We start from the raw sequence: 23,920 nt of genomic DNA on the forward strand, positions 1-23,920 counted from the left end.
TTCTCTTGTAAAATCATTTTCTCAATAGCCTCATGCTATTAAGAATAACAATCATTGCTGCTCCTGTATCGCTAAGGACGGCCATCCACAGTGTAAGCCAATTTGGGATGATCAAAAGTAGAGCAATGGCTTTGATCAACAGAGAGAAATAAATGTTTTGCTTGATAATCGCTAACGCTTGTTGGCTAAGTCTAATTACATATGGTAATTTTTCTAGGTCATCAGCCATCAATACGATTCCAGCTGTTTCCATCGCAGTATCTGTCCCTGCTCCTCCCATCGCAATACCTACATCAGCAGTAGCTAAAGCTGGGGCATCATTAATACCGTCACCCACCATTGCGATCGTGCCACCTTCTCGCTCTTTCGCTACCTTAATTGCCTCCAGCTTATCCTCTGGCAACAATCCTGCTTGTACGTGTCCTATCCCCACTTTTTGAGCCATATGCTGCGCCGCTCCGGCATTATCTCCCGTGAGCAACAAGGTTTTTACGCCAATGCCTTGTAATTGCTGCATTACCTGTTGGCTTGTTGGGCGAATGGTATCAGATATGATGAGGGCCCCCCACATTTCTTTCGTTGTCCCCACTAATACAATTGTTTTGCCAGCTTGTTGCTCTTCTTTAATCTGTTCTTGTAAAAGGCCCAGCTCAACATTATATTCGGTAAACAGCTTTTCATTCCCAGCCAAATACGTGATTCCTGACAGTGTAGCACTAGCACCCTTACCAACAATGGTTTGATGATGATCAGAATTCTGCGGGAGAATGCCATTTTCACTTGCCTGCAACAGGATAGCTGCAGCAATGGGATGGTGTGAGGATTGCTCGATCATGGCTGCCTTTTCAAGAATTTCTGTCTCTGTACGTTCTTGAAGAGTAAGAATTTTTTCAACCTGTAATTTTCCAGTTGTGATCGTACCCGTCTTATCAAAAGCCACTTGCTTTAAATGACCAATCATCTCCAAGGCGGCTCCACCCTTAATAAGCACACCATGACGTGCCGCACTGCCAATAGCTGACACTACTGCAACTGGAGTCGAAATCACTAAGGCGCAAGGGCAAGCGATAACCAATAGCTCCAAGCCACGGTAAAACCAATGTTGCCACTCTCCTGTAAATAAAGGAGGCAAAATAATAACACTTAGGGCCACTACAATGACAATTGGCGTATAAACTCTAGCAAATTTCTCTACGAACTGCTCCGTTGGTGCCTTCTTCTCCTGTGCTTCCTCCACTAAATGAATGATGCGAGCTAAAGTCGAATCGGAGCCGATCTTCGTGACTTCCATCTCAACTACGTCAGTTTCGTTTATACTACCAGCAAAAAGAGTGTCACCCACGCCTTTGTCAACTGGCATGGATTCCCCAGTGATCGGCGCCTGATTAAACGTTGAAATTCCTTTCACGATAAACCCATCAAGAGGAATTCCTTCACCTGCTTTGATTAATAAGCGCTCTCCAACTTTTACATCTTTTACTGGGATACTAACCCATTCCTGTCCTCTATAAACCATCGCTTCCTTTGGTGCTAAACGTAGCAGGGAGCGGATAGATTGACGCGTTTTATTGATAGATAGGGTTTGCAAAGCGTTCCCAAGTCCAAATAAGAAAACAACCGTTGCCCCTTCTAACCATTCCCCAATAAAAGCTGCCCCTATTGCCGCTAAGCTCATCAGCAGGTTCATATCGGCTGATTTGCTTTTTAGAGCATACCAGGCGGCTTTTAATGGTTTTAAGCCAGCAACCACCATAGCTATAGCATAAGCACTATTCCCCAGCAGTTCTAACTGGAACGCATGCAGCAAAAGCCCTGCCAGAATAAAAAAACCTGCTGTTCCCGTACGCCAAACCGCTTCATTTCGCCACCAAGCTTCTGGTTCAACACTAGCTAAGCGATCATTTCCGTCTTGATATGTACCTTTGTAACCAGCTTCCGTAATAGCTTGGAGAACTTGTTCAACATTAGCTTTTTTTCCTAAACGCATTTTAGCTGTGCTAAAGTTTACTTCTACTTCAGACATGTTCAGGCTTTTCTGCACATGCTTCTGTAACGTCAATGCGCAGGAGCCGCAATCCATGCCCTCAATATGATATACCTGTGAAGCGGGTTTATTGGCTAATTCATTCATCGCCATGTCATGTTGGGCTGAACAGCATCCTGCACCGTGTGAATGTCCAGCATGATTATGCTCGTGATGAGTGTGTTTATGATGTTCGTGATCATGACTAAGATTTTTGTGATGATGGTCTTGGTGGGAGTGACCTGCATCTTGACAATGCTCGTGCTGATGGTGATCTGCATGGGAATGATGCTCCTGTTCACCACAACAAGTTTTCGTTACAATTTCGTTATCTTGATGTTCTACGTGAGAATAATTGGAGTTTTTTTCTTGTCCATTATGCTTATGATTCAGATTTTTCCTCATCCCGCAGCACCTCATTTTCCGATCTCTCTGCTCGTAGTTTATCAGATAACATTATAATATTCAAACAATCATCGAAATATCATTCGTTTGATTTTCTAAATCCTGCTTTTATTGCGGCTTCTTCGGTATCAAACCACTCTTCCGGTTTTGTTTGCTCATAATAACGTCCACCAGGCACATGATAAATTTTTTCACCCTTTGAATTAATATTTCCTTTGATTTGCTGCTTGCTGCTGTCTTTTTGCGAGCTACTTTCCTTTTGTGAACTACTTTTCTTTTGTGAACCACTTTCCTTTTGATCAGATTGACTCTTTTGCTTCTTCGAGGATGTATTCTTTTTCTTATCCTGGTCCGCTTTCTGATAAACATCTAAGGCCCAGAGCCCTCGATTGTTTTCTCTAGCATCCTGTTCTGCCTTTAAGAACACTTCTGCTTGGGCTACATTAGGTGGAACTGTCATGATGCGAGCGTATCCTTCATGTACAAGATGCTCATTATAGAATGTGCCATCTTCTAAATAAACATAAGCTAATAATCTTTGATATTTATCGAAAGGCTGAACATCGAATTGAAGAGTGACCTCCTTGCCTTCTAACATATTTTTCGAATAGTTACTCGCTTCTTTTCCATATGGCTGTACAGGAGTATTGGGCTTTACCGTCTCTGGTGTATCCACTCCGATTAGCCTTACCTTATCGCCATTTGTTGTTTTAAAGGTATCCCCATCGACCACTCTCTCTATTTTAACTTTCATTTTTCCATTGGGAGTAGGCTCGTTGTTTTCTTGCTTGTCTTTGTCAGTGGCGCATCCACTTACCGCTAAGGCAACGCCAAGGGAAAGGATGGCTAATAAATGCTTCGTTTTGGTAAACATTGTTCTCATGTACAAATCCTCCATGCTTTTTGATTATTTCTACCTTTCCCATCATACCAAACATACGTGCTTGTCTACAGTTTTTCTATTCTTGTAAAGCAAAAAACGACCCACAACATCTTGGTAGGCCGCCTTTTTATCCGGTCATTATTCCCAGTCCCAATCAACGAGTAGTACAAATAAAACCACGACAATTATGATGATCCATATCAGTTCCTCGTTATCTCCATTGAAGAAGTCAAAATCGAAAAAACCCATGTGGACCCTCCTTTCCTCTTCGTTACAGCCTATGCGAAAGGAATAAATTGGGTCCAAAAAAGACAAGCCCAAATATTATGGAGTGACACAAAAAAATAAAATAGAAAAAGACACTCGTTTTTCGAGTGCCTACAAATGCTCTCTTCATTGCAAAATTTAATGACGTGAAGTTGTTTCTGAAATCTCTGCTAACGCTTCTCCAGCTTCATCTTGTAAAATGTTGCGGATTGCCATGTCTCCAATCGCCACAATACCAACTAATTTTCCGTTGTCAACTACTGGCAGACGACGAATTTGATGCTGAGCCATCAGTTTAGCTGCTGCATCCACAGTCATTTCTGGGGTACCCAGCACGATGTCTGTACTCATAACATCTTCAATTTTGCTAGAGCCTTGGTGCTTTTCAGCAAGACCACGAATGACGATATCACGGTCTGTGATTACTCCGATAACATCTTTTTGCTCATTGACAACTGGGATAACGCCAACGTTCCAATCTCTCATTTTCACCGCTACTTCATATACATTATCTAATAATGTAACGGTAGCAAGATTCTCTGTCATGATTTCACGTAATGTTCTTTTTGCCATTTTTCTTCCTCCTTCCGTACTTAAACAAAGGTTAGTTTCCCCCCTCCTGTATTCTTTCATGCAATCGAGCTATTTTTTACGTCTCATAATCATTGCACAATCAGGAAAAACCTACTATCATAAGGGAGTGAATATCACGAAGGAGGAAGGCAGAATGCTTCTCAAAGAAACGGGAATCGGCGGCCAACAAGGAACTCTAGCCGACTTAGACATTGCTATGGATAGCGTAGGTTTCACGCGTTTTGCTTGGGATTATACCCATGCAACCTACGATTACAAGCTAAAGGATAGAGACACCACGTACTATCTTCGCATTCAAGCACATTGTGTAGAAGGCAAAATGGAAGATCCAGACACTGTATTAAAATTGGACGAGCCATTCATTGGCAAGCATCTGTTCCCGCATGGAATCGATTATGACTGTCCTATGCCAGATGCCGTACTCAACAATGCAAAACAGATTTTACAAGGATTAAAAGACAAATTAGCATAACAGTACGAAGGTTCAGTTTGTTCAAATACTTTACACAAGCAGAGAGGACATACCCACCTCTCTGTTTCATTTCTAGGGGTGATTTCTTTTTCAATGAAAACTCGGGGCGTACCAGATTTTCTCCTACTTTTTTTAACAGTGCTACTTGTAGGCTTTGGCATTACGATGGTAATGAGCTCCAGCTACATCTATGCTCAAACCGGAATATTGACATCCAAAGGTTGTGATCAATGTCTAGGTGACGGTTTGTACTTCGCAAAAAGACAAATCATCTTTGCCATCTTGGGTCTGTTTCTTATGCTCTTTGTTATGAACATCCCCTTCTCCTTTTATAAGAAAAACTTCCTGTTGATTGCCGTCGGTAGCTTTTTCTTACTTCTACTTGTTTATATTCCTGGATTTGCGACCAAAGCTAACGGTGCGCAATCATGGATTAAATTAGGCTTTATGAATTTACAAACCTCAGAGGTTGCCAAGCTGGGATTAATTCTGTATCTGTCAGCCCTCATCGCCAAAAAAGGTGATGCCTTCCGGAGCTTCAAAACAGGTTTAATACCACCTTTGACAGTTACGGGTATTTTCTTTTTGATGATTATGGGCCAGCCTGATTTAGGAACAGCCGCCATTATTTTAGGAACGGCTGGAGTTATCTTAATAGCAGGTGGAGCTAATATTAAGCATATCTTTTTGCTTACGGTCCCTCCATCTACTCTGTTTATTACTACTTATATCATGGTAAAACAACATGCTTGGGCACGATTAACCTCTTTTACTAATCCTTGGAGTGATCCATTAGATAAAGGATTTCATATGGTTCAATCCCTCTATGCCATTGCACGAGGCGGAATCTTCGGCACAGGGTTCGGGAAAAGCTTACAGAAGTATCTGTATCTACCGGAGGCATATACCGATTTTATCTTTTCCGTTATTGCTGAAGAGATGGGGCTAATCGGTACCTCTATCTTCCTGCTATTATATCTGCTGTTAATCATTCGGGGACTGCAGATCAGCTTACGATCAACTGATACCTTTGCCACACTGGCTGGAACAGGAATCGTTACCATGATTAGCATTCAAGCAATGATTAATATCGGTGGCGTAACAGGTGCTATACCTTTGACAGGTGTACCATTGCCATTTATCAGTTATGGTGGATCATCCCTGTTGATTTGTATGACGAGCATGGGAATCCTGCTAAGCGTATCTCGTGATGTTAATAGACAAAAAAATGCCCAGAGCACCTCGATGCAAGGATAGGTTTTTCCCTTCACAAGCATAAAAAATCCAACGACAGTACAAATTCAGTCGTTGGATTTTTTTCTGTTTCTGTTTATACCTATCCTTGGATCTCGTTATTCAATCGTGAGGCCCTCGACGCGTACGTTTACCTCATAAACCGTCAATCCTGTTAAAAACTCTACTGTTTCCTTTACTTTCTCTTGTAGATGCTGGCAGGTCTTGCTAATGATAGTTCCGTATCGAACAGAAACCCATAATGTAATAGAAGCACCCATATCTCCTATTTCGACCATGATTCCTTTTGCGTTATTCTTCGCACCCAATCGCTTCGTCCATTCATCATAAAATGTAGTAGAACCGCCTACAGCTACCTCTTCAATCTCCTGAGCCGCTACTCCTGCAATAACTGCAACTACTTGATCTGCCACTCTGATTTGGTCTTTCACGGAATCCATCCCTACCGCCTCCTTATGTGAACCGCCCTTATGTAGCGCTACTTACCTTGTTGTACATAGTTTACCCAACTAATCATGTGCTGCTTCAAAAATGTTTTTCTTTTATTATAACGGGTTTCGGCAAAGGCTTGAAGCACTATTCTCGAAAATTTTACCAGCTTTTAAACCAATAGAAAATCGGACAAACTACCCTTACAAAACGAACTACCGTTTACTAACGTAGCTTTTTTACAAAAGGGAGGCATACATACAGTGCAAAAAGTTATGTATTGGTGTTTCGGAGTAATCTTGTGTACTGCATTTCTGGTTAGTAGTATTCCAAGTATCACACAAGCGTTTACCATGGGTCCTACCTATAAAGAAGGAAGCACAGGTGCCAATGTAAGAGAACTACAAGAGCGACTTAAACATGTTGGTTTTTACACAGGAGATATCGATTCTATTTTTGGTCCTCGCACAAAAGCAGCTCTGCGTCATTTTCAATATGAATTTGGCATGACGATTACCGGGGAGCTAGACGATAAAACAAAAGTCAAGTTGTACAATGCAACAAAAAATTATGTGATGGGGACTTTTAAACCAAAAGAAAAAAGAAATCAAGTAATCACGGCTTCTAATGGCTTTTCGACTAATGATCTGCAAATTATGGCTCAAGCTGTATATGGAGAAGCACGCGGTGAGCCGTATGTCGGACAGGTTGCAGTCGCTGCCGTTATTTTAAATCGTACCCAAAGTCCCTCCTTCCCTAATTCACCGGCTGCTGTTGTGTTTGAACCACGTGCATTTACTGCAGTAGCCGACGGTCAAATTTATCTATCACCAGATGAAACAGCGCGAAAGGCAGTTCAAGATGCCCTAAAGGGTTGGGACCCTAGTGAAGGGGCTACCTATTATTTTAATCCAGATACAGCAACCTCTGCTTGGATCTGGAGTCGCCCGCAAATTAAAAGGATAGGTAAACACATCTTTTGTAGATAATCATTAGATTTAACCGTATAAAGATGTAAAACCTGGTATTAATCATTACCAGGTTTCTCTCTTTTTAATAGACATAATAATGTTTCAGCTTGCTCATTTTGGTCCAAATGAGTGTTGCGCCATTTTTACAAACCTTTCTTCGTTTTCAATGGTGCCACAGATGCCACATTGAACAAGATAGTCATCCCCTTTATACGGCTGATGAAAAGCATCTAATTCCGTTTGAGTCAATTCTTCTATGGTCTCACCGGTTTGCGGATGTAAGCGAACATATTGGGGTTGTTGACGTATGATGGTAAATCTCATACGATTAGTGCGGCATACCGGACAGCAATAGGGAGCAGACATAAAGCACCTCCTTACGTTTTCCTTAGTTTTCCTTTAACGTAAAGGGAATATGCACTCATGAATCTCGATCATCTCTGCAACACACATTAGAAAATAAACCGGTAAGAAATGAGGGGTTATATGGTATGAAAAGCATGCGACTATTTTATTTGTTGGTAGGGGGAAGCTTCGCGCTGGCGGCTGGGTTTCACTATTTCACAGAAAATGAAGTAGTACGGTTTATCACGGCTTCCATAGCCATTATCTTTCTCGCATCCTGGTTAGGAAAAGCTACCGAGAATGTCGCTCATTATGCGGGGGATCGCATTGGTGGATTCTTAAACGCAACCTTTGGCAATGCCGCGGAATTAATTATTGCGTTCTTTTTAGTTAGAGAAGGTTTGTTTGAGATGGTAAAAGCGTCTATCACCGGCTCTGTTATCGGAAATCTTTTATTGGTATTAGGCCTAAGCGTATTGCTTGGTGGTTTAAAATTTAAAGAACAAATCTTTAATAGCCAGCTAGCCGGGCACAATGCTTCTATGATGACGTTAGCTTTGGTTTCGTTGTTTATTCCCGCTATCTTTATGTCTGAGCTATCCCTTGATAAGATTAACACTCTGTCGATCGTGATTGCGATATTATTAATTATTGCGTATGTACTGTGGCTGATCTTCTCGATGGTCACACATAAAACATTTCTCACCGATGTGGAACAATATGAGAGCGAGGCTATCTGGTCAAAGCCAGTTTCCATCGTCATGCTGGTGCTATCAACATTCTTTGTCGCCGTCGTCTCCGAGTGGTTAGTACATAGCGTGGAAGCAGTCTCACATACCTTTGGCTGGTCAGAGCTGTTTGTGGGGGCTTTTGTCATTGCTATTATTGGAAATGCCGCGGAGCACAGTGCCGCAATCCTGCTAGCAATGAAGGGGCGTATCGGAGCAGCTGTGGAAATTGCTGTGGGTTCTAGTTTACAAGTAGCTTTGTTCGTAGCTCCCACACTGGTCTTAATCAGTCTCTTCTTCGGGTCTCCTATGAACATCGTTTTTACTGTACCAGAGCTCACAGCAATTGCCGTATCAACCATTATCACGATTTCGATCTGTCGAGACGGTAAAACCAATTGGTTCGAAGGAGTATTGCTGTTAATTGTGTATATAATTCTTGGTACGGCCTTCTTCTTCGACTAGATCGTCCACACGTAACAAAAACTCGCTAAGGAAAGAAAGCTTTCCTAGCGAGTTTTTATTTTTTTTCGTTAAAGAGCTCGTGTAAATCGGCTAATTTGTGTTCAAGATTTTCCAGAATAGACCTGCCTTCATCTTCCTCTACTACACCTAGGCGAACAGCGAACTCGATTTCACGCGACAAACCGAACATCTGTGTATCAAGCACCTCTTCGTATAAAGGACACTGTGGCATGTTCAAGTTCTCCATCTGAACATCAATTAATTTATATATTTTATCCGCATCTGCTCTTAATAACGCTAAAGCTTTATTCGCCATATCGTTATGAATTTTTACGTCTGTCAAAACCTATCCCTCCGTTTGGACACGTCCTTACCATACATACATAGTACGTCATAACGAGTCATTTGAAAAGGGGATAACCTTTTATTCATAGTGCATAATATGTTAAATGGCTGTGAAAACGCTGTCAAAAAACTCTTCTAACCAACACATTCATTGCGGCACACTACATCCTGCGATACAATAATGAAGTAGGAAAAGGCTAACAGAGAGGAAGACCAAAATGGCAGACGTGATTGTAGTAAAGGGAGCTGTAGAATTCCCTATCACCATTGATCCAAGCGTGTGGGTGTTTGATGACCGAAAATTCGAACTGTCTTCTTATAAGGAGCAAGAGCATCTGGAATTACATGAGACGAATAAATATATCCGTAGTGCAGCTCTGCATTGGGAAAAAGAAATGAAGGAAGGCGCCACTCCTCCTAGTCAACGCAAAAGCTTGGTAGAAGAACGAAAGGTGCTTGAGGGCGATTATGCAATCAAATTTGCACCTTTTTTGGAAAATGCCAAGCCTCATCCGAACGCCACGACTCTACGTATTCACCGTGAGCAACAAGATTATGTAGATGTTTCTCTGGAAAAATCCAAGCAAATCATTCTTCAATTCTCAAAAGACGGTAAACCAATTCGAGACAAAGGGCCGGTCTTTTTATATTTCCCAGAAGATCTACAAGAAAACAAGCAACCCCTACATGACATTACAATGTTTGAAGTCCTGCTATAAACAAAAAATAAGTGCCACCCTTCCATAGGGTGGCTATCTCGATTTGCTCGTTTTCTATTTAATGTTTGCAATTCTAATACCTACATGACTTAAGCACTTTGAATAGAGAGTTTCCTACGCGCCATTTCAGCTTCTACCAAGAAAATAAAATCGGCATCGAGATGAAGGGCGACTGCACGTTGATATACTTCTATCAACATCGTATCACTTAAGTATCTCACGCTTGTCACCTCCCTTTTATTCTATACCGTATTGTATCAGCTTATAAAAAAACGAACAATCGTTCCGATATCCACAAGTGCTGTGGAAATCCTGTTGATAGCCTGTGGGGTAATTGTGCAAAAGATGTATAAATAGATATATACCCTTGTGGATTTCTTTTTTTGAATTATCCACAAATAATTGCATATTGTCGAAAAATATAGATTTCATATAAAAAAAAGACGGCCGTAATGGCCGCCTCTCTTTCTATCCGAGTCACTTTTATGTTCGATATTCGCTTTTTGAGTATGAGACTAGTGCATGGAGACACGAATAATCTCGGTGACAACAACCATAGCGAAGACAGCAAACCCGAATGAACCAGTGAAGAATAGCATGTGGCGAATTTTCTTTTTATCTTCCACCTTATGTCCCTCGCTTTCAACCAGAATTCCTACTCCGGTAGTATTATATATATCCATACGTATGAGAAGCCCATTTCGTTTCAATTTTTGTTTACTCTTCTATCTCTTTTTATCCCGAATTTCTGAGTTAAATCGACACCCAACGAAAAATAATCAGTAATCATTAGATAGCTACTCTCTTCGTTTGTATTGCCATTCTTTTCTCCATTCGATACATATGCCAGCATACAAGTAGCCCGATTACTGAGGCACCTAGCTATATCCCACTTCTGCAAGTAGATGGGTCTCATCTCGCCCTCGATTTCGTATAAGAAGGATTAAGTTTATCGCTAGTAACACGCTCTATGGTACGAAAAGCGTTAGAGGCTAGGAGTATCTGTCAGATTAAGCGAACAGGAAGCATCCCTCCCCAAACGATCGACCTACATCGTTTTACCAAAGGAAAAGAAAGATCGTCCAAGTATCGAAAAGTGGCGTGGGGGGTATTACGAATGCCACTAATTCTTGATTTCTTACATTTATTAGTGTATGTACCATTTTTCAAGCCAGACGAAGAACAAATTACGAAAAACATAAAAAAAATAAAAATACTCTCTTGGTACAAAGACTTATTAGAACATGAGGAGTATAGAAGTCTAATCATCTATAATAAAGATGTTAGAACGGTTATCGGGCAATTTAAAACAGAAAAATTAACTCAACAAAATTATCAAATGAAATGTCAACGTAAATTGGTAGCTATTTTAAATAAGAGGCTGTCGCTGCGCTAATTTAGTCGCTTCGTGAATTTTTGTCCGCTTGGTCTGCCATAGCTAATAGGGTTGATTTTTGCATATTCGTAGAACCGACTCTATTTTTACAGCTTACAACCACAATCTATTTTACATAGCCATCCAAAAAAACCTATTCATTTGAGCTTTTTGTTCTTTGGATATCTGACCATTTTCTGTTTTTCAACACCATTCATTTTTGGTCTTCTTTATAAATCTAATCACTAAACAGATACTCCATTAAATAAAGCCAATGCCCCACTCCATAAGTTACAGTTAAAATCCGCCAAACTACCATCAGCCCCCTAACATTCGTTTATCTCCCTTCTTTTTATAAAAATCCTAGTGCAATATCCCTTCTCCATCCCTAAATTATTGCTTTTTCTTTAACTCTAATCCCCCATTCTTATATTTTTAAAGGCGTGCCCATCAGCAACTGCGTGCCCGATTAACTAGTATAACGAGGGGGTGATTTGCTTCAGAGATCGTCATCACAATAAACATTTGCACAAATTGTAAAATGTCAGTTTCGTAATGACAAATTACGTAATATACTAATCTCAATAGAATAATGATCTTTCTTAAACATCTATTCTCTAAAACATCCCTTTCTAGTAAGGAATAGATTGCAGTGTGACATACAAAGACCTCTTATCTGGTTTTCTGAAAACAGAAGTTTATCACTAGATGAAATTGTAAACACCCTGATTCAAACAAAAGCCAAAATATAAACCTATAGGGAATGAATGTAATGGCATCTTACATACGTGGGAAGTGCCTATTACAACCCGTTCTGAATCTTATTGGTATGAAACAAGCGGAGTTAGCGAGACGTACAGGTTATTCGGCTAGAATGATCTCGCATTATGCGACTAATACCAAACTGATGTCTCCAGAAGCTATGTATTCCATTACTTCCATCATTCAGATGTACATGCCAAACTTCCGAATGGAACACCTCTACGAATGGGAACGGGAACAATAGGCATTGATGAGTAGATTTTCTACTCTCTCCTGCGGTATTTAAGAACCTATAGGTACTTATTTTTTTATTTACAACACTATTTATTTGAAGTATGATGTGGTGAATAAAATTCCTTATTTTTACAAAAAAAGAAAGGGGATAGGTTTAATGCACGTCTTGGAATACAACTATCAGATTGCGCAAATAGAATTGCGCCAGCGTTTACAAGAAGCACTTGATCGCAAGGGTTGGAAACAAAAAGATCTTGTTTCAGCAACTGAAATTGATTCAGTCACCATCAGTCAAATCCTTAACAATAGGTAAAAAATAAATGGGGGGAATTATTAAAATATGCGGCAGAATTAAAGGAATTAGCTATCACGTTAAACGATAGTAATTTCATAGCTGAAGCCCTACTATATGAATCCTTTAGTTATCGAGAAATGAAAGATTATGATAAGGCATTAGTTATAACTAAAGAATATGCTAAGTATGAAGGCTATCAACAAATTTCGAAATTAAACGAATTATTATTTTTAATAGAAATGGGCCATGTCGAATACATTGACAACTTTGCTTGTTTAGCTACTGATGTTGAAATATTTATGTTATTGCCAGTTGCTATTGAAACATATTTACAGAAGAAAGATGTAGAAAGCATTCAAAAACTGATCAGTACCTTTGAAATTCAAATCAAAAAAATTGGTTATCAAACAAGCATTCCTACCAAAAGACATAAGTTAAAACTTTATCAAGCATTAGCCTCATACTATTTTATAATTGAGGAAAGCAACAAAGGATTTGAATTCATCTTTGAAGCTCTGGAGCTAGCTATCATGTTTAAAAATGTAGAAAGAGTCCGTAGCATTATTTTGAAATATTATGAATATGATTATCTTGCAACACCAGAGCAAAAAGAAAAAATTTGTCGATGTTATGACAAAAGGGACGGTGATTTACATGAAGCGAGGAATAATCTTGTTACTAGCGATTCTCTCCTTGTACGGCATTACAGAAACGAATTTTGAGGCTAAAGAATTTGATACAGCAGTTTCTTCAAAAAGTGTAGGTGAAGGATGGTAGAGAGAGGATAACCTCTCTTTTTTTTTGAAAAAATTAAACAAAATTTCTGTTAGGAAAATTTGTTTATACTGATATATAATTAAGTCAACAACTGGTAATCAATGTAAAATTCGGAAAATTGCATTAGTTCTATCGTTTTTGTGGTTGCCAGAGAAAGGAGGATAACAAAGAAGGAATGCCCATAGGAAGGAGTTGACAGATGTTAGTATGGGGCGATTGCAGGGGTAGATGTCGAAAGAAGGATTATAAACAGGTAATAAAAACGGGATGTTCCCATATGCCCAACGAAAGCTTAGGAACACCCCCACAATCAGAGCATATTAATGATGCTCCATTCAAGTTTACCACGCCTTTACGTTTAAATGGAAAAAAATATTTTTTTTCGAAAAAGTAGTTATCTAAAATGTGAATAATCTGTACACCCCAATCCTAAATTTGAACCAACTGGTACTGATTTGATTTCTTCTAAAGAATAACCAAGTTGAAGAGACACATCTGAATCTGATGTACAACAGCTTGTTGGGCCACAACAACTAGAGTCATCAGTTACACTTAGAACCACCTTTTTATAGTTCTCACGGACTGCTTCTCTGATTTGATCTTTGTGTACTTCATTCATATGAAACAATCCTAATTTGATTTTGTTTCTATCCATTCAATAACTACATATCTGCATATGTGTAATTTGTTTTAAGGGAGTTATCTATTGACCAGTCTCAGCAAAGAGTTTTATACGTGTCCCTATCTCATCACGAACACGTTGAAATATAGCCCATTTCTCTTCATCGGTTCCTTCTGCTTTTGCAGGATCATTAAATCCCCAATGGACTCGTTCCTTATCATTTGGTGTAACAGGGCATACATCATTCGCATGTCCACAAAGGGTTACAATTAGGTCTGCATTTAGTAGAAGTGAAGGATCAATGACATCGGAGGTTTGATTCGAAATATCAATATTTACTTCTTTCATCGCTTTAACAGCACTAGGATTTACACCGTGGGCTTCAATTCCAGCAGAATAAACATTCCACTTTTGCCCTAAATATTTTTTAGCCCATCCTTCTGCCATCTGACTACGGCATGAATTTCCTGTACATAGGAAGTAAATTGTTTTTTTATTAATTCTGTTCATATCCGTTTCGCCCGCCCTTTACGTTTTCTGTTCAGTAAAATACATTCGTTTAAACCAGAAAGCCACATTGACTAGTGCAATCATGACTGGTACTTCTACTAATGGGCCAATAACTGCTGCAAAAGCAGCACCGGAGTGGATACCAAACACTCCTACTGCGACAGCGATCGCAAGTTCAAAGTTATTACTACCTGCCGTAAAAGCAAGTGTTGTTGTAACTGGGTAGCTTGCTCCAATTTTCTTTCCCATGAAGAAAGAAATAAAGAACATCAGTATAAAATAAATTAATAATGGGATCGCAATACGAACTACATCGAGTGGTAAGCTGATAATGGCATCGCCTTTTAAAGAAAACATCACGATAATGGTGAAGAGTAAGGCAATTAGGGTGATGGGACTAATTTTAGGAATAAACTCATTTTCATACCAGTGACGCCCTTTTACTTTTAAAAGAGTAAAACGTGTCAGGATCCCTGCAAGAAATGGGATTCCTAGGTAAACCATGACAGACTTCGCTACTTCCACCATAGTGATCGAAACAACTGCACCTTCTAATCCCAACCATTCTGGAATGATAGTTACAAATAGATAAGCATACACTGAGAAGAAAAGCATTTGGAAAACTGAATTAAATGCCACTAATCCAGCAGCATATTCCGTGTCTCCTTTGGCAAGATCATTCCAAACAATTACCATAGCAATACAACGTGCCAAGCCAATCATAATTAAGCCGATCATGTACTCTGGCTTATCTGATAGGAATAAGATGGCAAGACTAAACATTAAAATTGGGCCGATAATCCAGTTTTGAACAAGAGAAAGGATTAAAACCTTGGTATCCTTAAATACTCTTCCCATTTCTTCATAACGCACCTTAGCAAGTGGTGGGTACATCATTAAGATAAGTCCAATTGCAAGAGGAATGGATGTGGTTCCCACCTGTAAGCTATTTAACCCAGTAACAAACTGTGGATAGATAAACCCAAGGCCAACCCCAATACCCATAGCCAGAAAAATCCAAAGTGTTAGGTAGCGATCTAAAAACGAAAGACGTTTTTTCCCCACATTACTCATCGTTACAATCTCCCTTACATTTCTTTTTAGTAGAGGGTTTAATCGCAAGTAATCTGTAAGTTTGCTTCTTTTAATTTCTCAAAATCTGAAGTGCAATCCGGTAACTGTGCTAGAGATAAGCCAATTTGCTTCATTGTTGAACGATTCAAAGAGTAGAAGACCCATTGACCTTTCCGTGTTTCATTTACTAAATTCTCGTTCTTTAAACGACTCATGTGCCTAGATATCGAAGGTTGAGAAATTCCAAAGATCGGGACTAATTCACATACGCAACAATCTCTTTGATTTAATAAGGCAATGATTTTAAGCCGGGTTGGATCACCTAATGCTTTTAGAGCCAAAGAAAGTTGGATTAAATCCATGTGAATAAATGCCTCCTTTTATAATTACCATATAGCTATATGGCTATATTATCATTATGCGAAGGTCATTTCAAATATAACCTTAAGAAGAGTGACCACATGTATATCACTAAACACCATTTTTCTGCTTGAAAGCGGTGTAAAATTAAAAGACATCCAAGAACGTTTTATGACATACCAAACTTTCAACGAAGCAAATGCCGATATCTATACCCATGTTACGAGTAAGATGAATCGAGAGACGGCAGAACGATTGATACACTTAACCCGAATAAATTTAGTCCTCCTCAATTCGTCACCAAAGTTGGGTTTTGAGAAACATATACAGAGAGATAAAATAAAAAAAGCCTTGATATACAAGGCTTTTGACAAATAAAACTATGGAGCGGGTGATGGGAATCGAACCCACGCGACCAGCTTGGAAGGCTGGAGTTCTACCATTGAACTACACCCGCATATATGATTGGTGCGGACAAGAGGACTTGAACCTCCATGGTGTTGCCACCACTAGAACCTGAATCTAGCGCGTCTGCCAATTCCGCCATGACCGCAAAATTAGGATTTGTGTAAAAATATTGTAGCACGATTTTCCTTAGAAATCAAGTAGCTATCCCAAAGCAAAATGGAGCCTTTTTCCAACCTTCATGCATAATAACAGGAAAATAATGCAAAGGTAAGGAGGAACTTGTTACGGAGAAAGGTTGATGGGATATGGATCAAATTCTGATCGCCAGAAGCACCTTTGGTATGACGATGGGCTTTCATATTATCTTTGCTTCGCTTGGCGTTGGCTTACCGTTAATGATTTTAATCGCAGAGCTGTTGTATCAGCGCACAAAGGACACCGACTATTCACTTATGGCAAAGCGCTGGACCAAGGGACAGGCCATTTTACTTGGTATCGCTATTCCCTCTGGAACGATCTCAGGTGTGCAATTATCCTTACTATGGCCAGGTTTTATGGAAGTCGTCGGCAAGGTTATCTCTCTCCCATTCCAAATTGAAATCTTTGCTTTTTTTTTAGAAGCCTTGTTTTTATCTATTTATGTGTATGCAGCACATCGTCTATCTCCCAAAATGCGAATTGTAAGCGTACTACTTGTTTTAATTGGAGCCACTGCTTCCGCTGTGCTCATTACCAATGTTCACGCCTTTGAAGGGACTCCGACCGGCTTTCATTTGGTCAATGGAGAAGTGGTTGACGTCGACCCTTGGAAAGCATTTTTTAACCCTAGCTTTTTTGTTACAGCCGGGCATGTAGTTGTTTCCGCCTATATGACAGGTGCGTTTATCATTGCATCGATCGCGGCCTATAAAATGCTGAAGGTCAATAAAACCTCTCGTGAGTATGCCTTTCATCAAAAAGCCTTATTAATGGGGCTGGTCATCGGTGGTACATTTTCCTTACTGACAGGGATCAATGGACATGATTCTGCTCAGCATTTGCATCAATATCAACCAGAAAAATTGGCCGCGGCAGAGGGCTTATTTGAGACACAGTCCCATGCTCCTCTTGTTATTGGTGGAATCACAGATGAGGCGACACAGCAAGTAAAATATGGACTTGAAATTCCTTGGTTGCTAAGTGTGCTAGCGGGAAATACACCAAATGAGGTGGTCGTAGGGCTAAATGATTTCCCACGGGACGAATGGCCTCCACTCTTTGTCCATACCCTCTTTAATTTTATGGTCTTGGTTGGTGGTGCACTCATTTTCGTCGGTTTTATCGGTTTTGCTTGGAAAAAATGGCTCAAGCATTCTCATTATCCTCGATGGGTATTGTGGATTTTTGTCCTAAGTGGTCCTTTATCTATGCTAGGTATTGAGGCTGGCTGGATTTTCGCATGTACCGGCCGTCAGCCTTGGATTTTATATCGTGTGATGAAAACAGCAGATGCTACTACCCAGTCACAGGGCTTAGGTACGCTATTTCTGTTATTCTTAGGAATCTATCTGTTCATGGCTATCGCAACAATCCTAGTCTTCCGTTATTATTTCCGCCGACATCCCATCAGCTTGGAGGGAGAAGCATGAGTGATACCATTATTGCAGTTACCATGTTGTGGGGGTTCGTCTTTATCTATTCGGTCGCTGCTTCCATCGACTTTGGTGCGGGCTTTTGGTCTATGATTTATCGGGATCGCGAGCAGACCAAAGCAACCCAAATCGCTAATCGTTACCTCTCTCCCTCCTGGGAAGTAACGAATGTCTTTATCGTGCTGATCGTCATAGCACTTGTTACCTTTTTCCCAGGAGCTACCTATACGTTAGGTACTGTATTGATTATACCTGGCAGTTTAATATTGCTCTTGCTGTTGTTGCGAAGTGCCTTCTTGGTTTTTTCTCATGTAGTAGAGGATTATCGTAAAATGATGTCGATAATCTCAGGCATTACGGGTATCTTGATTCCTGCCCTATTAATCAGTGTATTGCCAATCACACAGGGCGGTTTTATTACACTTGAAAACGGCTACGAACAGCTTCAGCTACTCAGACTGTTTTCTAGTCCACATGAATATATGTATATTGGGCTGGCGATTACTAGTACTCTTTTTCTCTCCTCACTTTTGCTAGCCGATTTTTCCAATGTTCTTGGCGAACGGGAAGCATTTCAAATTTATCGCAGAGATGCTCGGATTGTAGGTCCTATCACAATTGGGCTGGCCATTGCGGTCGTAATTACCATGTCCAACGAGGCCTCGTGGATTTATGCCAATTTGCGTTCTCAGACTGGCTGGCTCGTCGCTTCTGCTGGCTTTTTCCTACTCTCCTACATATCGTTATATGGTACATCTAGACGAAAAGGCTGGCTTAGCTTCCCACGTCTTGCTACCATTGCTGCTATCATTCAGTACCTGTTAGCCAGCTATGCCTATGGTATAGCCCATCTTCCTTATTTGGTTTATCCAGATGTTACGATTGAATCAGGCTTCACCCATCCGAATAATTTTCGAGCTATGTTTGTTGTCTATATCGTAGGTTTTGCTATTCTGACTCCGGGCTTTCTCTACTTCTGGCGTTTATTTATGAATGATACAAGAGAAGCCAAAAAGTCGTAACAGGCTACCTGTAAATATGGCTACACAAGGAAAAAGCCACGCAGAGTGTAGAAGCTCCACGTGGCTTTTCATCATTCGTTGTAGGAAACAAGAGCGATCATGCCCTCTTCATCATCAATATCTAGCTGAATTCGAGCTGAAAATGGATCTAGTTCCATCTGATCACGCAAGTACTTGCGCAGGGCCTCTAACATATTGGCCTCAATCAGAACCTGCTCCCGCCCGTTCGCATTCACTTCGGCAGAATAACCATATTCCTCATCCCACATCAGTTCGACATTTACTTGATAAGGTTCGATCTCTCTTTTCTCAGCAATGTAAAGACAAATTGCATTAATAAGATCCTGTTCTAATAGTCTTATTGTTTCCATCGGTTTTCCTGTTCCTTATATTTATTATTGTTTTTATTATTTCGCACCATCTGGAAGAGACGAACCACCAGCAAGACAATCCCTACTAACATAAGGATATTCAATAATGCGGCAGCAAACGCTCCAAAACCTCCTAGGTGACCTAACAGACCACCAAACAACATACCTGCCAATCCGCCAAACAATAAGCCTTTCATGAAACCGCCGCTTTTGCTAGCAGTATTTGCTGCTGGTGCAGTAGTGTTTGTTTTGCTGTTTACGTTTTGATCTTGCTTTGCATTAGATTTCGGAGTAGTTGTACTTTGTGTAGGTTGGAATGATTTCGAACCAGACTTGTATCCACCACCGCGTTTTGCGTCTACTTCATGAGCGTTTATTCCAACGGTCGTAAACATTAATGCTAATGCCATGAAGACCATCAATAGCTTGTTTCTTTTCATAATAAAATGTATTCCCCTCTCTTTTCGACTGACAAGTAAGGTATACGATCAGACAGGTAAAAGGTTTCACCATGTAAGAAGTTTTTTGAAGAAGAATGACACTTCCAGCCGTGTATCGTTCTCAAAAGTAACAACTCTTTTGCAGGCTGACGCATACCAACACGATATAAGTGTTTATGCATATCATTGTAACACAGATTTCGCTTTTTTCCAGAAAAAAGCAACGGTAAAACTGTAAAAAATAATTTTTTCAATAAAAAGAGACGCTACCCTGCTAGGTCACGCCTCATCAATCTATAACGGTGAAAGGAATGCTCCCGACAGGAATCGAACCTGCGACCTCTTCCTTACCATGGAAACGCTCTACCGACTGAGCTACAGGAGCATGGCTCCTCAGGACGGACTCGAACAGCCAGCCTACGGTTAACAGCCGGTTGCTCCACCATTGAGCTGCTGAGGAATAGTCAGATAAATGCAACAATTAATATTTACCCTACCATACTTCCCATTTATATGTCAACAGAGTTCGTTTGGCTACTTCTTTTTTTAATCCTTACTTAATTTATGGCTCGTACCTGTCTTCTTTCATACAAATAGGCTGATACGAGGATACATCCAGCAGAATATAACCAAGCTGCCACAACATCACTGAAAAAATGGACTCCTAAATAAATTCGGCTGCATCCAACCAATAAAGGAATGGCAATGCCTATCATCGGCCAAATCCATGCGTTTGTACGCCCACGCTGATGCTTCCATAGCAAATAGGCTCCCATTCCAAAAAATAAGGTACTAAAGGTCGTATGTCCACTAGGGAAGGACCATGAGGACGGAAGATCAATCAAATTTACATCGATAGGCCGCTCGCGCATAATCGTTCTTTTGAGAATTTCTTTTCCTAAAAACCCCAAAGCAAGCGTTCCCAGAAAAAACCAGGACTCTACCCGATGTTTTTTCCACCAGCCTGTGACAAACAGGACTACCACAATCACTAAAATGTACACATCTCCCAATTGGGTAATAGCATGCATAATAATCGTTAAGTAGGGCTTGCGTACTTCCTTACTCATCATGATGCCCCATTCATCCATCACACTAGAACCGAGCCCAATGACAAGATAGGTTATCCAAAAGAAAGCGATAAATAAAATAGCTGCTATCAATAGAGAAAACCTGCTATGAAAGGGTGAGGCGTCTTGCATCCTGTCTTTTTTCATCACTACTCGCCTCCCTCCTGCATCAGGTGCGTCAGTGCTTCCCGGAAATGTTGGTCATCCAATGGGGTCCTAGCGTGCGGTCCTTTTGTCCGTCCACCGCCACGCCGGAATCTCGCCTTTTCATTACGTACTTCTAAATCAAACGTAATGCTATCCGAAGTAAAAATTTTACCATGTGGCGTCAGGGATCTGGCACCCTTCCCCATTACCATAGCGCCCAAACCAATATCCTGCGTCACCACGATATCGCCTGCTTTCGCTTCATTCGTTAAACGAATATCCACTGCTTGTGAGCCTGCATCTACAACCACATGATTATCATGCTGAAATTGATGGTTATAGCTAGCGAAGGTAATCAGCTCATAGCCGTATTGTTGACATAGCTCGACTGCTATCTGGAGAGCCTTTTTGGGACAAGCATCTGCATCTATTAAGACTCTAGATTTTTGATTCATATTATATTCCTTTCATATAACTGTATCCTGCATACATCAGCTTTTCTATATTTGCAGTTTTATGTAGCATAGCTCTATATTATTTGCTCTTTTTCGTATACGATAATTATAGCATGCTTTGCTGAAGGGAGTCAGATACGTGGTACGCTATGAATTCAAACATGAGGAGCGGCTTGGCATTCTCCTTCCCTTTCTCTATTTGGAATGGGAAGAATACGATCCTGCTGAGAGGGCCGATATCTTGTTGCAATGGGAAGAAATTCGTTCTAGAATACCAGATCGCGTGATCGCTCTTGAAGCTGTTATTAACAAAAAACAAGCGGAGCTCTATCAGGAAGAGAATTTTGAACGTTCGTGTGAGCTTAATTCTGAAATTGCTGAGTTAGCGAGTACAATCAATGATCTAAACATTTGGTTTCGTACTCAGCAGGATTTTGAACCGACAGAAATACACGGGTGATATTTCTATGCTTGAGCTGTAAGCGGATCGGCTTTTTGTGTATGAAAATATGTATAAAGCTATGTTTGTCGTACGCTTTTTTTATACAACCTGATAGCTAATCCCAACTTGTAATGCTAAATCCCGGTTCTTTATTATCGACAGAATATTCAGGCGATATAAAGCTAAGGTTGGACGTACATCCAACCAAATAAACAACCTTATAAACCCGCAAAAACGCCATATCGAGTATGTCTTCAGATACGACGTGCTACTCTTATCAGGCTCGAAGCCATGCAGCCATTACTTCATAGAAGATTTTCTCCTCTTTAAAATACGCCATAGCATTTGGTTTTGCCAAATACTCTCCAATTTCGGCTAAACGTTCATCAGATAGGATCACTTGACGTTGCTTTCCATTTTCATCGCGATATTCCACAGTGATTGCTACATCGCGCTCACGTCCATAATCGGCAAGCTCGTCCGGGGTTTGAAAAGTAATGCGTTTCATTCTTTCATTTCACTCCTGTCTATTATTGACACTGTATGGCGACATTATGGCATTAAATGGAGCGTTGGTAAAGAGAAAATCTTTACGTAAAATCCTTCTATCCTTGCTATTCAAAATGAAGCAAAAATCTTATAGGGAAAATAAATTTTTTTACAAAAAAGACTTACTCCAAAACAATTTGGAATAAGCCAAGCAAAATAGATCAAGTAGAGCAAAAATACCTTACATTTTCATTAATCTCTACCTGCTCTGACCAGATTTTTTGCAATCATGGACGGCATGGTATAGAAGGATGTCATGTGATCCCCTTTTGATTTAATTAACCGAAACAATCCAAGTCGGTTGGACATGTGTGGATGCCATCCATACTGCTCCCCTTGTGGAACCGCTATATCCTCTGTGAGGTAGTAGTAGCTTTTGGGAATATCCAAGCTATCGAATACCGATAGATCCAGCTTTTGAAATAATGGCCCCGCTGGTTCTGGAGTGACGGTTTGATATATCTCTGTAGCCAGTTCAAGATCGGCTGTATTCATAAACGTTTCCCGCCAATTTAGAAAAGGTAGCATAATTGTATTGTCAGATGATTTTTGGGCAAGCTCCTCCCAGAGAGCCTTTCCCTCGGGTGGTATCTCGTCCGCGACACTATAGCCATTCTGTACAACGAACGCGTCCATAAACACCAGCCGTCTAATTCGCTTGGGAATCTTTTCTGCCACTTTAGAAATAACCGTTCCCCCGAAGCTATGCCCGACAAGAACAATATTACATAAATTTCTCTTCTCTATAAAATCAACGACGGACCTAACATAATCTTCGTGAGTTACCGCTTTATTTGTATCGCTACCATGGCCCGGTAAATTTGGAGTATATACTGAGTTACCCATCTGATACAGTTCCTCGACTGTATTATGCCAATAGCTGCAATCCCCCCAAGAACCGTGAACTAAAACAAAGGTAATAGGCGAAGAGTCAGGATAATTATCTGGATAAGGATAATTGAACTGCTGGTGAGGATACAGCTGCCATGACATTTTTCCAAGATCGCCTTCAGGATAAAACGGGTTTTCTCTTAGACCTTCGTACATTTTTGGTCACCTGCTTCTTGTTTTGTTGCTTTTGCCTATACCATATGCCTAGTGTACGAAAGTGGGAACTTAGAAAAAATGTTACCCGGTTACTAAAGATTGCTTCTTCAAGAAAAAAAGCCGTCCAAATTGGACAGCTTGACATAACGGTAATATGACTTATTGTAGCGATTAGCATTATTTCTCTAGATGAAAAGGCACTTCCCACTGTACATTGTGGTTTTGTTTTAACACTTTATCATAGGAAATGGTAAGCTCTTTTGGAAGCTTGCCTTTATTATCAAATATCAGCTTCCCTTGTAATTGGACATTTCCATTTGGGGTGATCGTTGTCTTCTCAGAGTGGAAACGTTTATGAAATCTTTTGGGAAAACCGCTTCAAAATCAATACTACTTCCCCCCTTCACTGCTTTTTCGTCTTGATTATAC

At 40.3% G+C, this 23,920-nt stretch carries 30 protein-coding genes and 4 tRNA genes; 12 read left to right on the forward strand and 22 right to left on the reverse strand.

The window, feature by feature from the left end; translation table 11 throughout:
- Positions 1 to 13 precede the first annotated feature (13 nt).
- From AYJ08_RS12360 to AYJ08_RS12370, 3 genes are all read right to left on the reverse strand, one after another.
- Complete coding sequence (locus AYJ08_RS12360; protein WP_064017981.1) at positions 14 to 2,428, reverse strand: heavy metal translocating P-type ATPase; 2,415 nt, start codon at positions 2,426 to 2,428, stop codon at positions 14 to 16.
- A gap of 79 nt (positions 2,429 to 2,507) precedes the next feature.
- Positions 2,508 to 3,311: a thermonuclease family protein gene (locus tag AYJ08_RS12365; protein WP_064017982.1), complete on the reverse strand. Its 804-nt coding sequence runs from the start codon at positions 3,309 to 3,311 to the stop codon at positions 2,508 to 2,510.
- A 405-nt stretch (positions 3,312 to 3,716) separates the two neighbouring features.
- Positions 3,717 to 4,151 (reverse strand): CBS domain-containing protein, encoded by a 435-nt coding sequence (locus AYJ08_RS12370; RefSeq protein WP_064017983.1) that lies wholly within the window; start codon positions 4,149 to 4,151, stop codon positions 3,717 to 3,719.
- A 154-nt stretch (positions 4,152 to 4,305) separates the two neighbouring features.
- Here AYJ08_RS12370 and AYJ08_RS12375 point away from each other — a divergent pair, with 154 nt between their 5' ends.
- Together AYJ08_RS12375 and ftsW are read left to right on the forward strand one after the other, a co-directional pair.
- Positions 4,306 to 4,644 (forward strand): YugN family protein, encoded by a 339-nt coding sequence (locus AYJ08_RS12375; protein ID WP_064017984.1) that lies wholly within the window; start codon positions 4,306 to 4,308, stop codon positions 4,642 to 4,644.
- Positions 4,645 to 4,737: 93 nt separating this feature from the next.
- Positions 4,738 to 5,901: a putative lipid II flippase FtsW gene (gene ftsW / locus AYJ08_RS12380; RefSeq protein ID WP_064017985.1), complete on the forward strand. Its 1,164-nt coding sequence runs from the start codon at positions 4,738 to 4,740 to the stop codon at positions 5,899 to 5,901.
- A 95-nt stretch (positions 5,902 to 5,996) separates the two neighbouring features.
- Here the strand turns inward: ftsW and AYJ08_RS12385 are convergent, their stop codons facing one another.
- The gene (locus AYJ08_RS12385) at positions 5,997 to 6,338 is read right to left on the reverse strand and encodes an Asp23/Gls24 family envelope stress response protein (protein ID WP_003344243.1); all 342 of its coding nucleotides are present in this window, start codon (positions 6,336 to 6,338) and stop codon (positions 5,997 to 5,999) included.
- A 252-nt stretch (positions 6,339 to 6,590) separates the two neighbouring features.
- Here AYJ08_RS12385 and sleB point away from each other — a divergent pair, with 252 nt between their 5' ends.
- Complete coding sequence (sleB, locus tag AYJ08_RS12390) at positions 6,591 to 7,316, forward strand: spore cortex-lytic enzyme (RefSeq protein ID WP_082890938.1); 726 nt, start codon at positions 6,591 to 6,593, stop codon at positions 7,314 to 7,316.
- A gap of 93 nt (positions 7,317 to 7,409) precedes the next feature.
- Here sleB and AYJ08_RS12395 read toward each other — a convergent pair whose 3' ends face one another.
- Positions 7,410 to 7,664 (reverse strand): hypothetical protein, encoded by a 255-nt coding sequence (locus AYJ08_RS12395; protein WP_064017986.1) that lies wholly within the window; start codon positions 7,662 to 7,664, stop codon positions 7,410 to 7,412.
- 125 nt (positions 7,665 to 7,789) lie between these two features.
- Here AYJ08_RS12395 and cax point away from each other — a divergent pair, with 125 nt between their 5' ends.
- On the forward strand, positions 7,790 to 8,836 hold the full coding sequence (cax, locus tag AYJ08_RS12400; protein WP_064017987.1) for a calcium/proton exchanger: 1,047 nt from the start codon (positions 7,790 to 7,792) through the stop codon (positions 8,834 to 8,836).
- Between the two features lie 55 nt (positions 8,837 to 8,891).
- Here the strand turns inward: cax and AYJ08_RS12405 are convergent, their stop codons facing one another.
- Complete coding sequence (locus AYJ08_RS12405) at positions 8,892 to 9,152, reverse strand: Fpa/YlaN family protein (RefSeq protein ID WP_031309229.1); 261 nt, start codon at positions 9,150 to 9,152, stop codon at positions 8,892 to 8,894.
- Between the two features lie 247 nt (positions 9,153 to 9,399).
- Here AYJ08_RS12405 and AYJ08_RS12410 point away from each other — a divergent pair, with 247 nt between their 5' ends.
- Positions 9,400 to 9,900: a hypothetical protein gene (locus AYJ08_RS12410; RefSeq protein WP_064017988.1), complete on the forward strand. Its 501-nt coding sequence runs from the start codon at positions 9,400 to 9,402 to the stop codon at positions 9,898 to 9,900.
- 89 nt (positions 9,901 to 9,989) lie between these two features.
- Here AYJ08_RS12410 and sda read toward each other — a convergent pair whose 3' ends face one another.
- The gene (gene sda / locus AYJ08_RS12415; protein ID WP_031414218.1) at positions 9,990 to 10,121 is read right to left on the reverse strand and encodes a sporulation histidine kinase inhibitor Sda; all 132 of its coding nucleotides are present in this window, start codon (positions 10,119 to 10,121) and stop codon (positions 9,990 to 9,992) included.
- A 294-nt stretch (positions 10,122 to 10,415) separates the two neighbouring features.
- Positions 10,416 to 10,610, reverse strand: coding sequence for a hypothetical protein (locus AYJ08_RS12420; RefSeq protein ID WP_035293006.1), 195 nt, complete (start codon positions 10,608 to 10,610; stop codon positions 10,416 to 10,418).
- A gap of 407 nt (positions 10,611 to 11,017) precedes the next feature.
- On the opposite strand from AYJ08_RS12420, the gene AYJ08_RS12430 reads away from it, so the two are divergent.
- The 4 genes from AYJ08_RS12430 to AYJ08_RS12440 all read left to right on the forward strand — a co-directional run bounded on the left by AYJ08_RS12430 (position 11,018) and on the right by AYJ08_RS12440 (position 13,288).
- Complete coding sequence (locus tag AYJ08_RS12430; protein WP_064017990.1) at positions 11,018 to 11,296, forward strand: hypothetical protein; 279 nt, start codon at positions 11,018 to 11,020, stop codon at positions 11,294 to 11,296.
- Between the two features lie 751 nt (positions 11,297 to 12,047).
- The gene (locus tag AYJ08_RS12435) at positions 12,048 to 12,281 is read left to right on the forward strand and encodes a helix-turn-helix domain-containing protein (RefSeq protein WP_031414216.1); all 234 of its coding nucleotides are present in this window, start codon (positions 12,048 to 12,050) and stop codon (positions 12,279 to 12,281) included.
- Between the two features lie 147 nt (positions 12,282 to 12,428).
- Complete coding sequence (locus AYJ08_RS24455; protein ID WP_231929098.1) at positions 12,429 to 12,584, forward strand: helix-turn-helix domain-containing protein; 156 nt, start codon at positions 12,429 to 12,431, stop codon at positions 12,582 to 12,584.
- 119 nt (positions 12,585 to 12,703) lie between these two features.
- Positions 12,704 to 13,288: a hypothetical protein gene (locus tag AYJ08_RS12440; protein WP_231929099.1), complete on the forward strand. Its 585-nt coding sequence runs from the start codon at positions 12,704 to 12,706 to the stop codon at positions 13,286 to 13,288.
- 449 nt (positions 13,289 to 13,737) lie between these two features.
- On the opposite strand, the gene AYJ08_RS23000 is transcribed toward AYJ08_RS12440, so the two are convergent.
- The 6 genes from AYJ08_RS23000 to AYJ08_RS12470 form a co-directional block, all read right to left on the reverse strand.
- A complete protein-coding gene (locus AYJ08_RS23000) occupies positions 13,738 to 13,962 on the reverse strand; it encodes a class I SAM-dependent methyltransferase (RefSeq protein ID WP_197490647.1) in 225 nt (74 codons plus the stop codon).
- A gap of 84 nt (positions 13,963 to 14,046) precedes the next feature.
- On the reverse strand, positions 14,047 to 14,475 hold the full coding sequence (gene arsC / locus AYJ08_RS12450) for an arsenate reductase (thioredoxin) (protein WP_064017992.1): 429 nt from the start codon (positions 14,473 to 14,475) through the stop codon (positions 14,047 to 14,049).
- A gap of 18 nt (positions 14,476 to 14,493) precedes the next feature.
- Complete coding sequence (arsB, locus tag AYJ08_RS12455; protein ID WP_064017993.1) at positions 14,494 to 15,549, reverse strand: ACR3 family arsenite efflux transporter; 1,056 nt, start codon at positions 15,547 to 15,549, stop codon at positions 14,494 to 14,496.
- 38 nt (positions 15,550 to 15,587) lie between these two features.
- A complete protein-coding gene (locus AYJ08_RS12460) occupies positions 15,588 to 15,911 on the reverse strand; it encodes an ArsR/SmtB family transcription factor (RefSeq protein WP_064017994.1) in 324 nt (107 codons plus the stop codon).
- A 381-nt stretch (positions 15,912 to 16,292) separates the two neighbouring features.
- Positions 16,293 to 16,366 (reverse strand) — tRNA-Gly (locus AYJ08_RS12465).
- Positions 16,367 to 16,375: 9 nt separating this feature from the next.
- Positions 16,376 to 16,462: transfer RNA gene (locus tag AYJ08_RS12470), tRNA-Leu, on the reverse strand.
- Between the two features lie 160 nt (positions 16,463 to 16,622).
- Between AYJ08_RS12470 and AYJ08_RS12475 the strand changes: the two genes are divergently transcribed.
- Together AYJ08_RS12475 and AYJ08_RS12480 are read left to right on the forward strand one after the other, a co-directional pair.
- On the forward strand, positions 16,623 to 17,945 hold the full coding sequence (locus AYJ08_RS12475; RefSeq protein ID WP_064017995.1) for a cytochrome ubiquinol oxidase subunit I: 1,323 nt from the start codon (positions 16,623 to 16,625) through the stop codon (positions 17,943 to 17,945).
- Positions 17,942 to 18,970, forward strand: a complete 1,029-nt coding sequence (locus tag AYJ08_RS12480; RefSeq protein WP_064017996.1) for a cytochrome d ubiquinol oxidase subunit II — start codon at positions 17,942 to 17,944, stop codon at positions 18,968 to 18,970. Before AYJ08_RS12475 ends, AYJ08_RS12480 begins: the two co-directional genes overlap by 4 nt.
- 71 nt (positions 18,971 to 19,041) lie before the next feature.
- Here AYJ08_RS12480 and AYJ08_RS12485 read toward each other — a convergent pair whose 3' ends face one another.
- From AYJ08_RS12485 to AYJ08_RS12510, 6 genes are all read right to left on the reverse strand, one after another.
- Complete coding sequence (locus AYJ08_RS12485; protein WP_031414206.1) at positions 19,042 to 19,341, reverse strand: YxcD family protein; 300 nt, start codon at positions 19,339 to 19,341, stop codon at positions 19,042 to 19,044.
- Positions 19,329 to 19,781 carry a hypothetical protein gene (locus AYJ08_RS12490; RefSeq protein WP_003338027.1) on the reverse strand — a complete coding sequence of 151 codons (453 nt, stop codon included), beginning with the start codon at positions 19,779 to 19,781 and terminating at the stop codon, positions 19,329 to 19,331. The genes AYJ08_RS12485 and AYJ08_RS12490 overlap by 13 nt, the downstream gene beginning before the upstream one ends.
- Positions 19,782 to 20,093: 312 nt before the next feature.
- A tRNA-Thr gene (locus AYJ08_RS12495) sits at positions 20,094 to 20,166 on the reverse strand.
- 1 nt (position 20,167) lies between these two features.
- Positions 20,168 to 20,241: transfer RNA gene (locus AYJ08_RS12500), tRNA-Asn, on the reverse strand.
- A 97-nt stretch (positions 20,242 to 20,338) separates the two neighbouring features.
- The gene (locus tag AYJ08_RS12505; protein ID WP_064017997.1) at positions 20,339 to 20,998 is read right to left on the reverse strand and encodes a phosphatase PAP2 family protein; all 660 of its coding nucleotides are present in this window, start codon (positions 20,996 to 20,998) and stop codon (positions 20,339 to 20,341) included.
- Positions 20,999 to 21,000: 2 nt separating this feature from the next.
- The gene (locus tag AYJ08_RS12510) at positions 21,001 to 21,453 is read right to left on the reverse strand and encodes a YaiI/YqxD family protein (protein WP_064017998.1); all 453 of its coding nucleotides are present in this window, start codon (positions 21,451 to 21,453) and stop codon (positions 21,001 to 21,003) included.
- A gap of 139 nt (positions 21,454 to 21,592) precedes the next feature.
- Here AYJ08_RS12510 and AYJ08_RS12515 point away from each other — a divergent pair, with 139 nt between their 5' ends.
- Positions 21,593 to 21,913: a hypothetical protein gene (locus AYJ08_RS12515; RefSeq protein WP_064017999.1), complete on the forward strand. Its 321-nt coding sequence runs from the start codon at positions 21,593 to 21,595 to the stop codon at positions 21,911 to 21,913.
- 259 nt (positions 21,914 to 22,172) lie between these two features.
- Here the strand turns inward: AYJ08_RS12515 and AYJ08_RS12520 are convergent, their stop codons facing one another.
- Both AYJ08_RS12520 and AYJ08_RS12525 read right to left on the reverse strand, forming a co-directional pair.
- Complete coding sequence (locus AYJ08_RS12520) at positions 22,173 to 22,403, reverse strand: hypothetical protein (RefSeq protein WP_031414201.1); 231 nt, start codon at positions 22,401 to 22,403, stop codon at positions 22,173 to 22,175.
- Positions 22,404 to 22,636: 233 nt separating this feature from the next.
- A complete protein-coding gene (locus AYJ08_RS12525; protein WP_064018000.1) occupies positions 22,637 to 23,491 on the reverse strand; it encodes an alpha/beta hydrolase in 855 nt (284 codons plus the stop codon).
- Between the last annotated feature and the right edge of the window lie 429 nt (positions 23,492 to 23,920).

Origin of the sequence: Brevibacillus sp. SKDU10, assembly GCF_001645205.1 — a bacterium.
Classification (GTDB): Bacteria; Bacillota; Bacilli; order Brevibacillales; family Brevibacillaceae; genus Brevibacillus_B; species Brevibacillus_B halotolerans.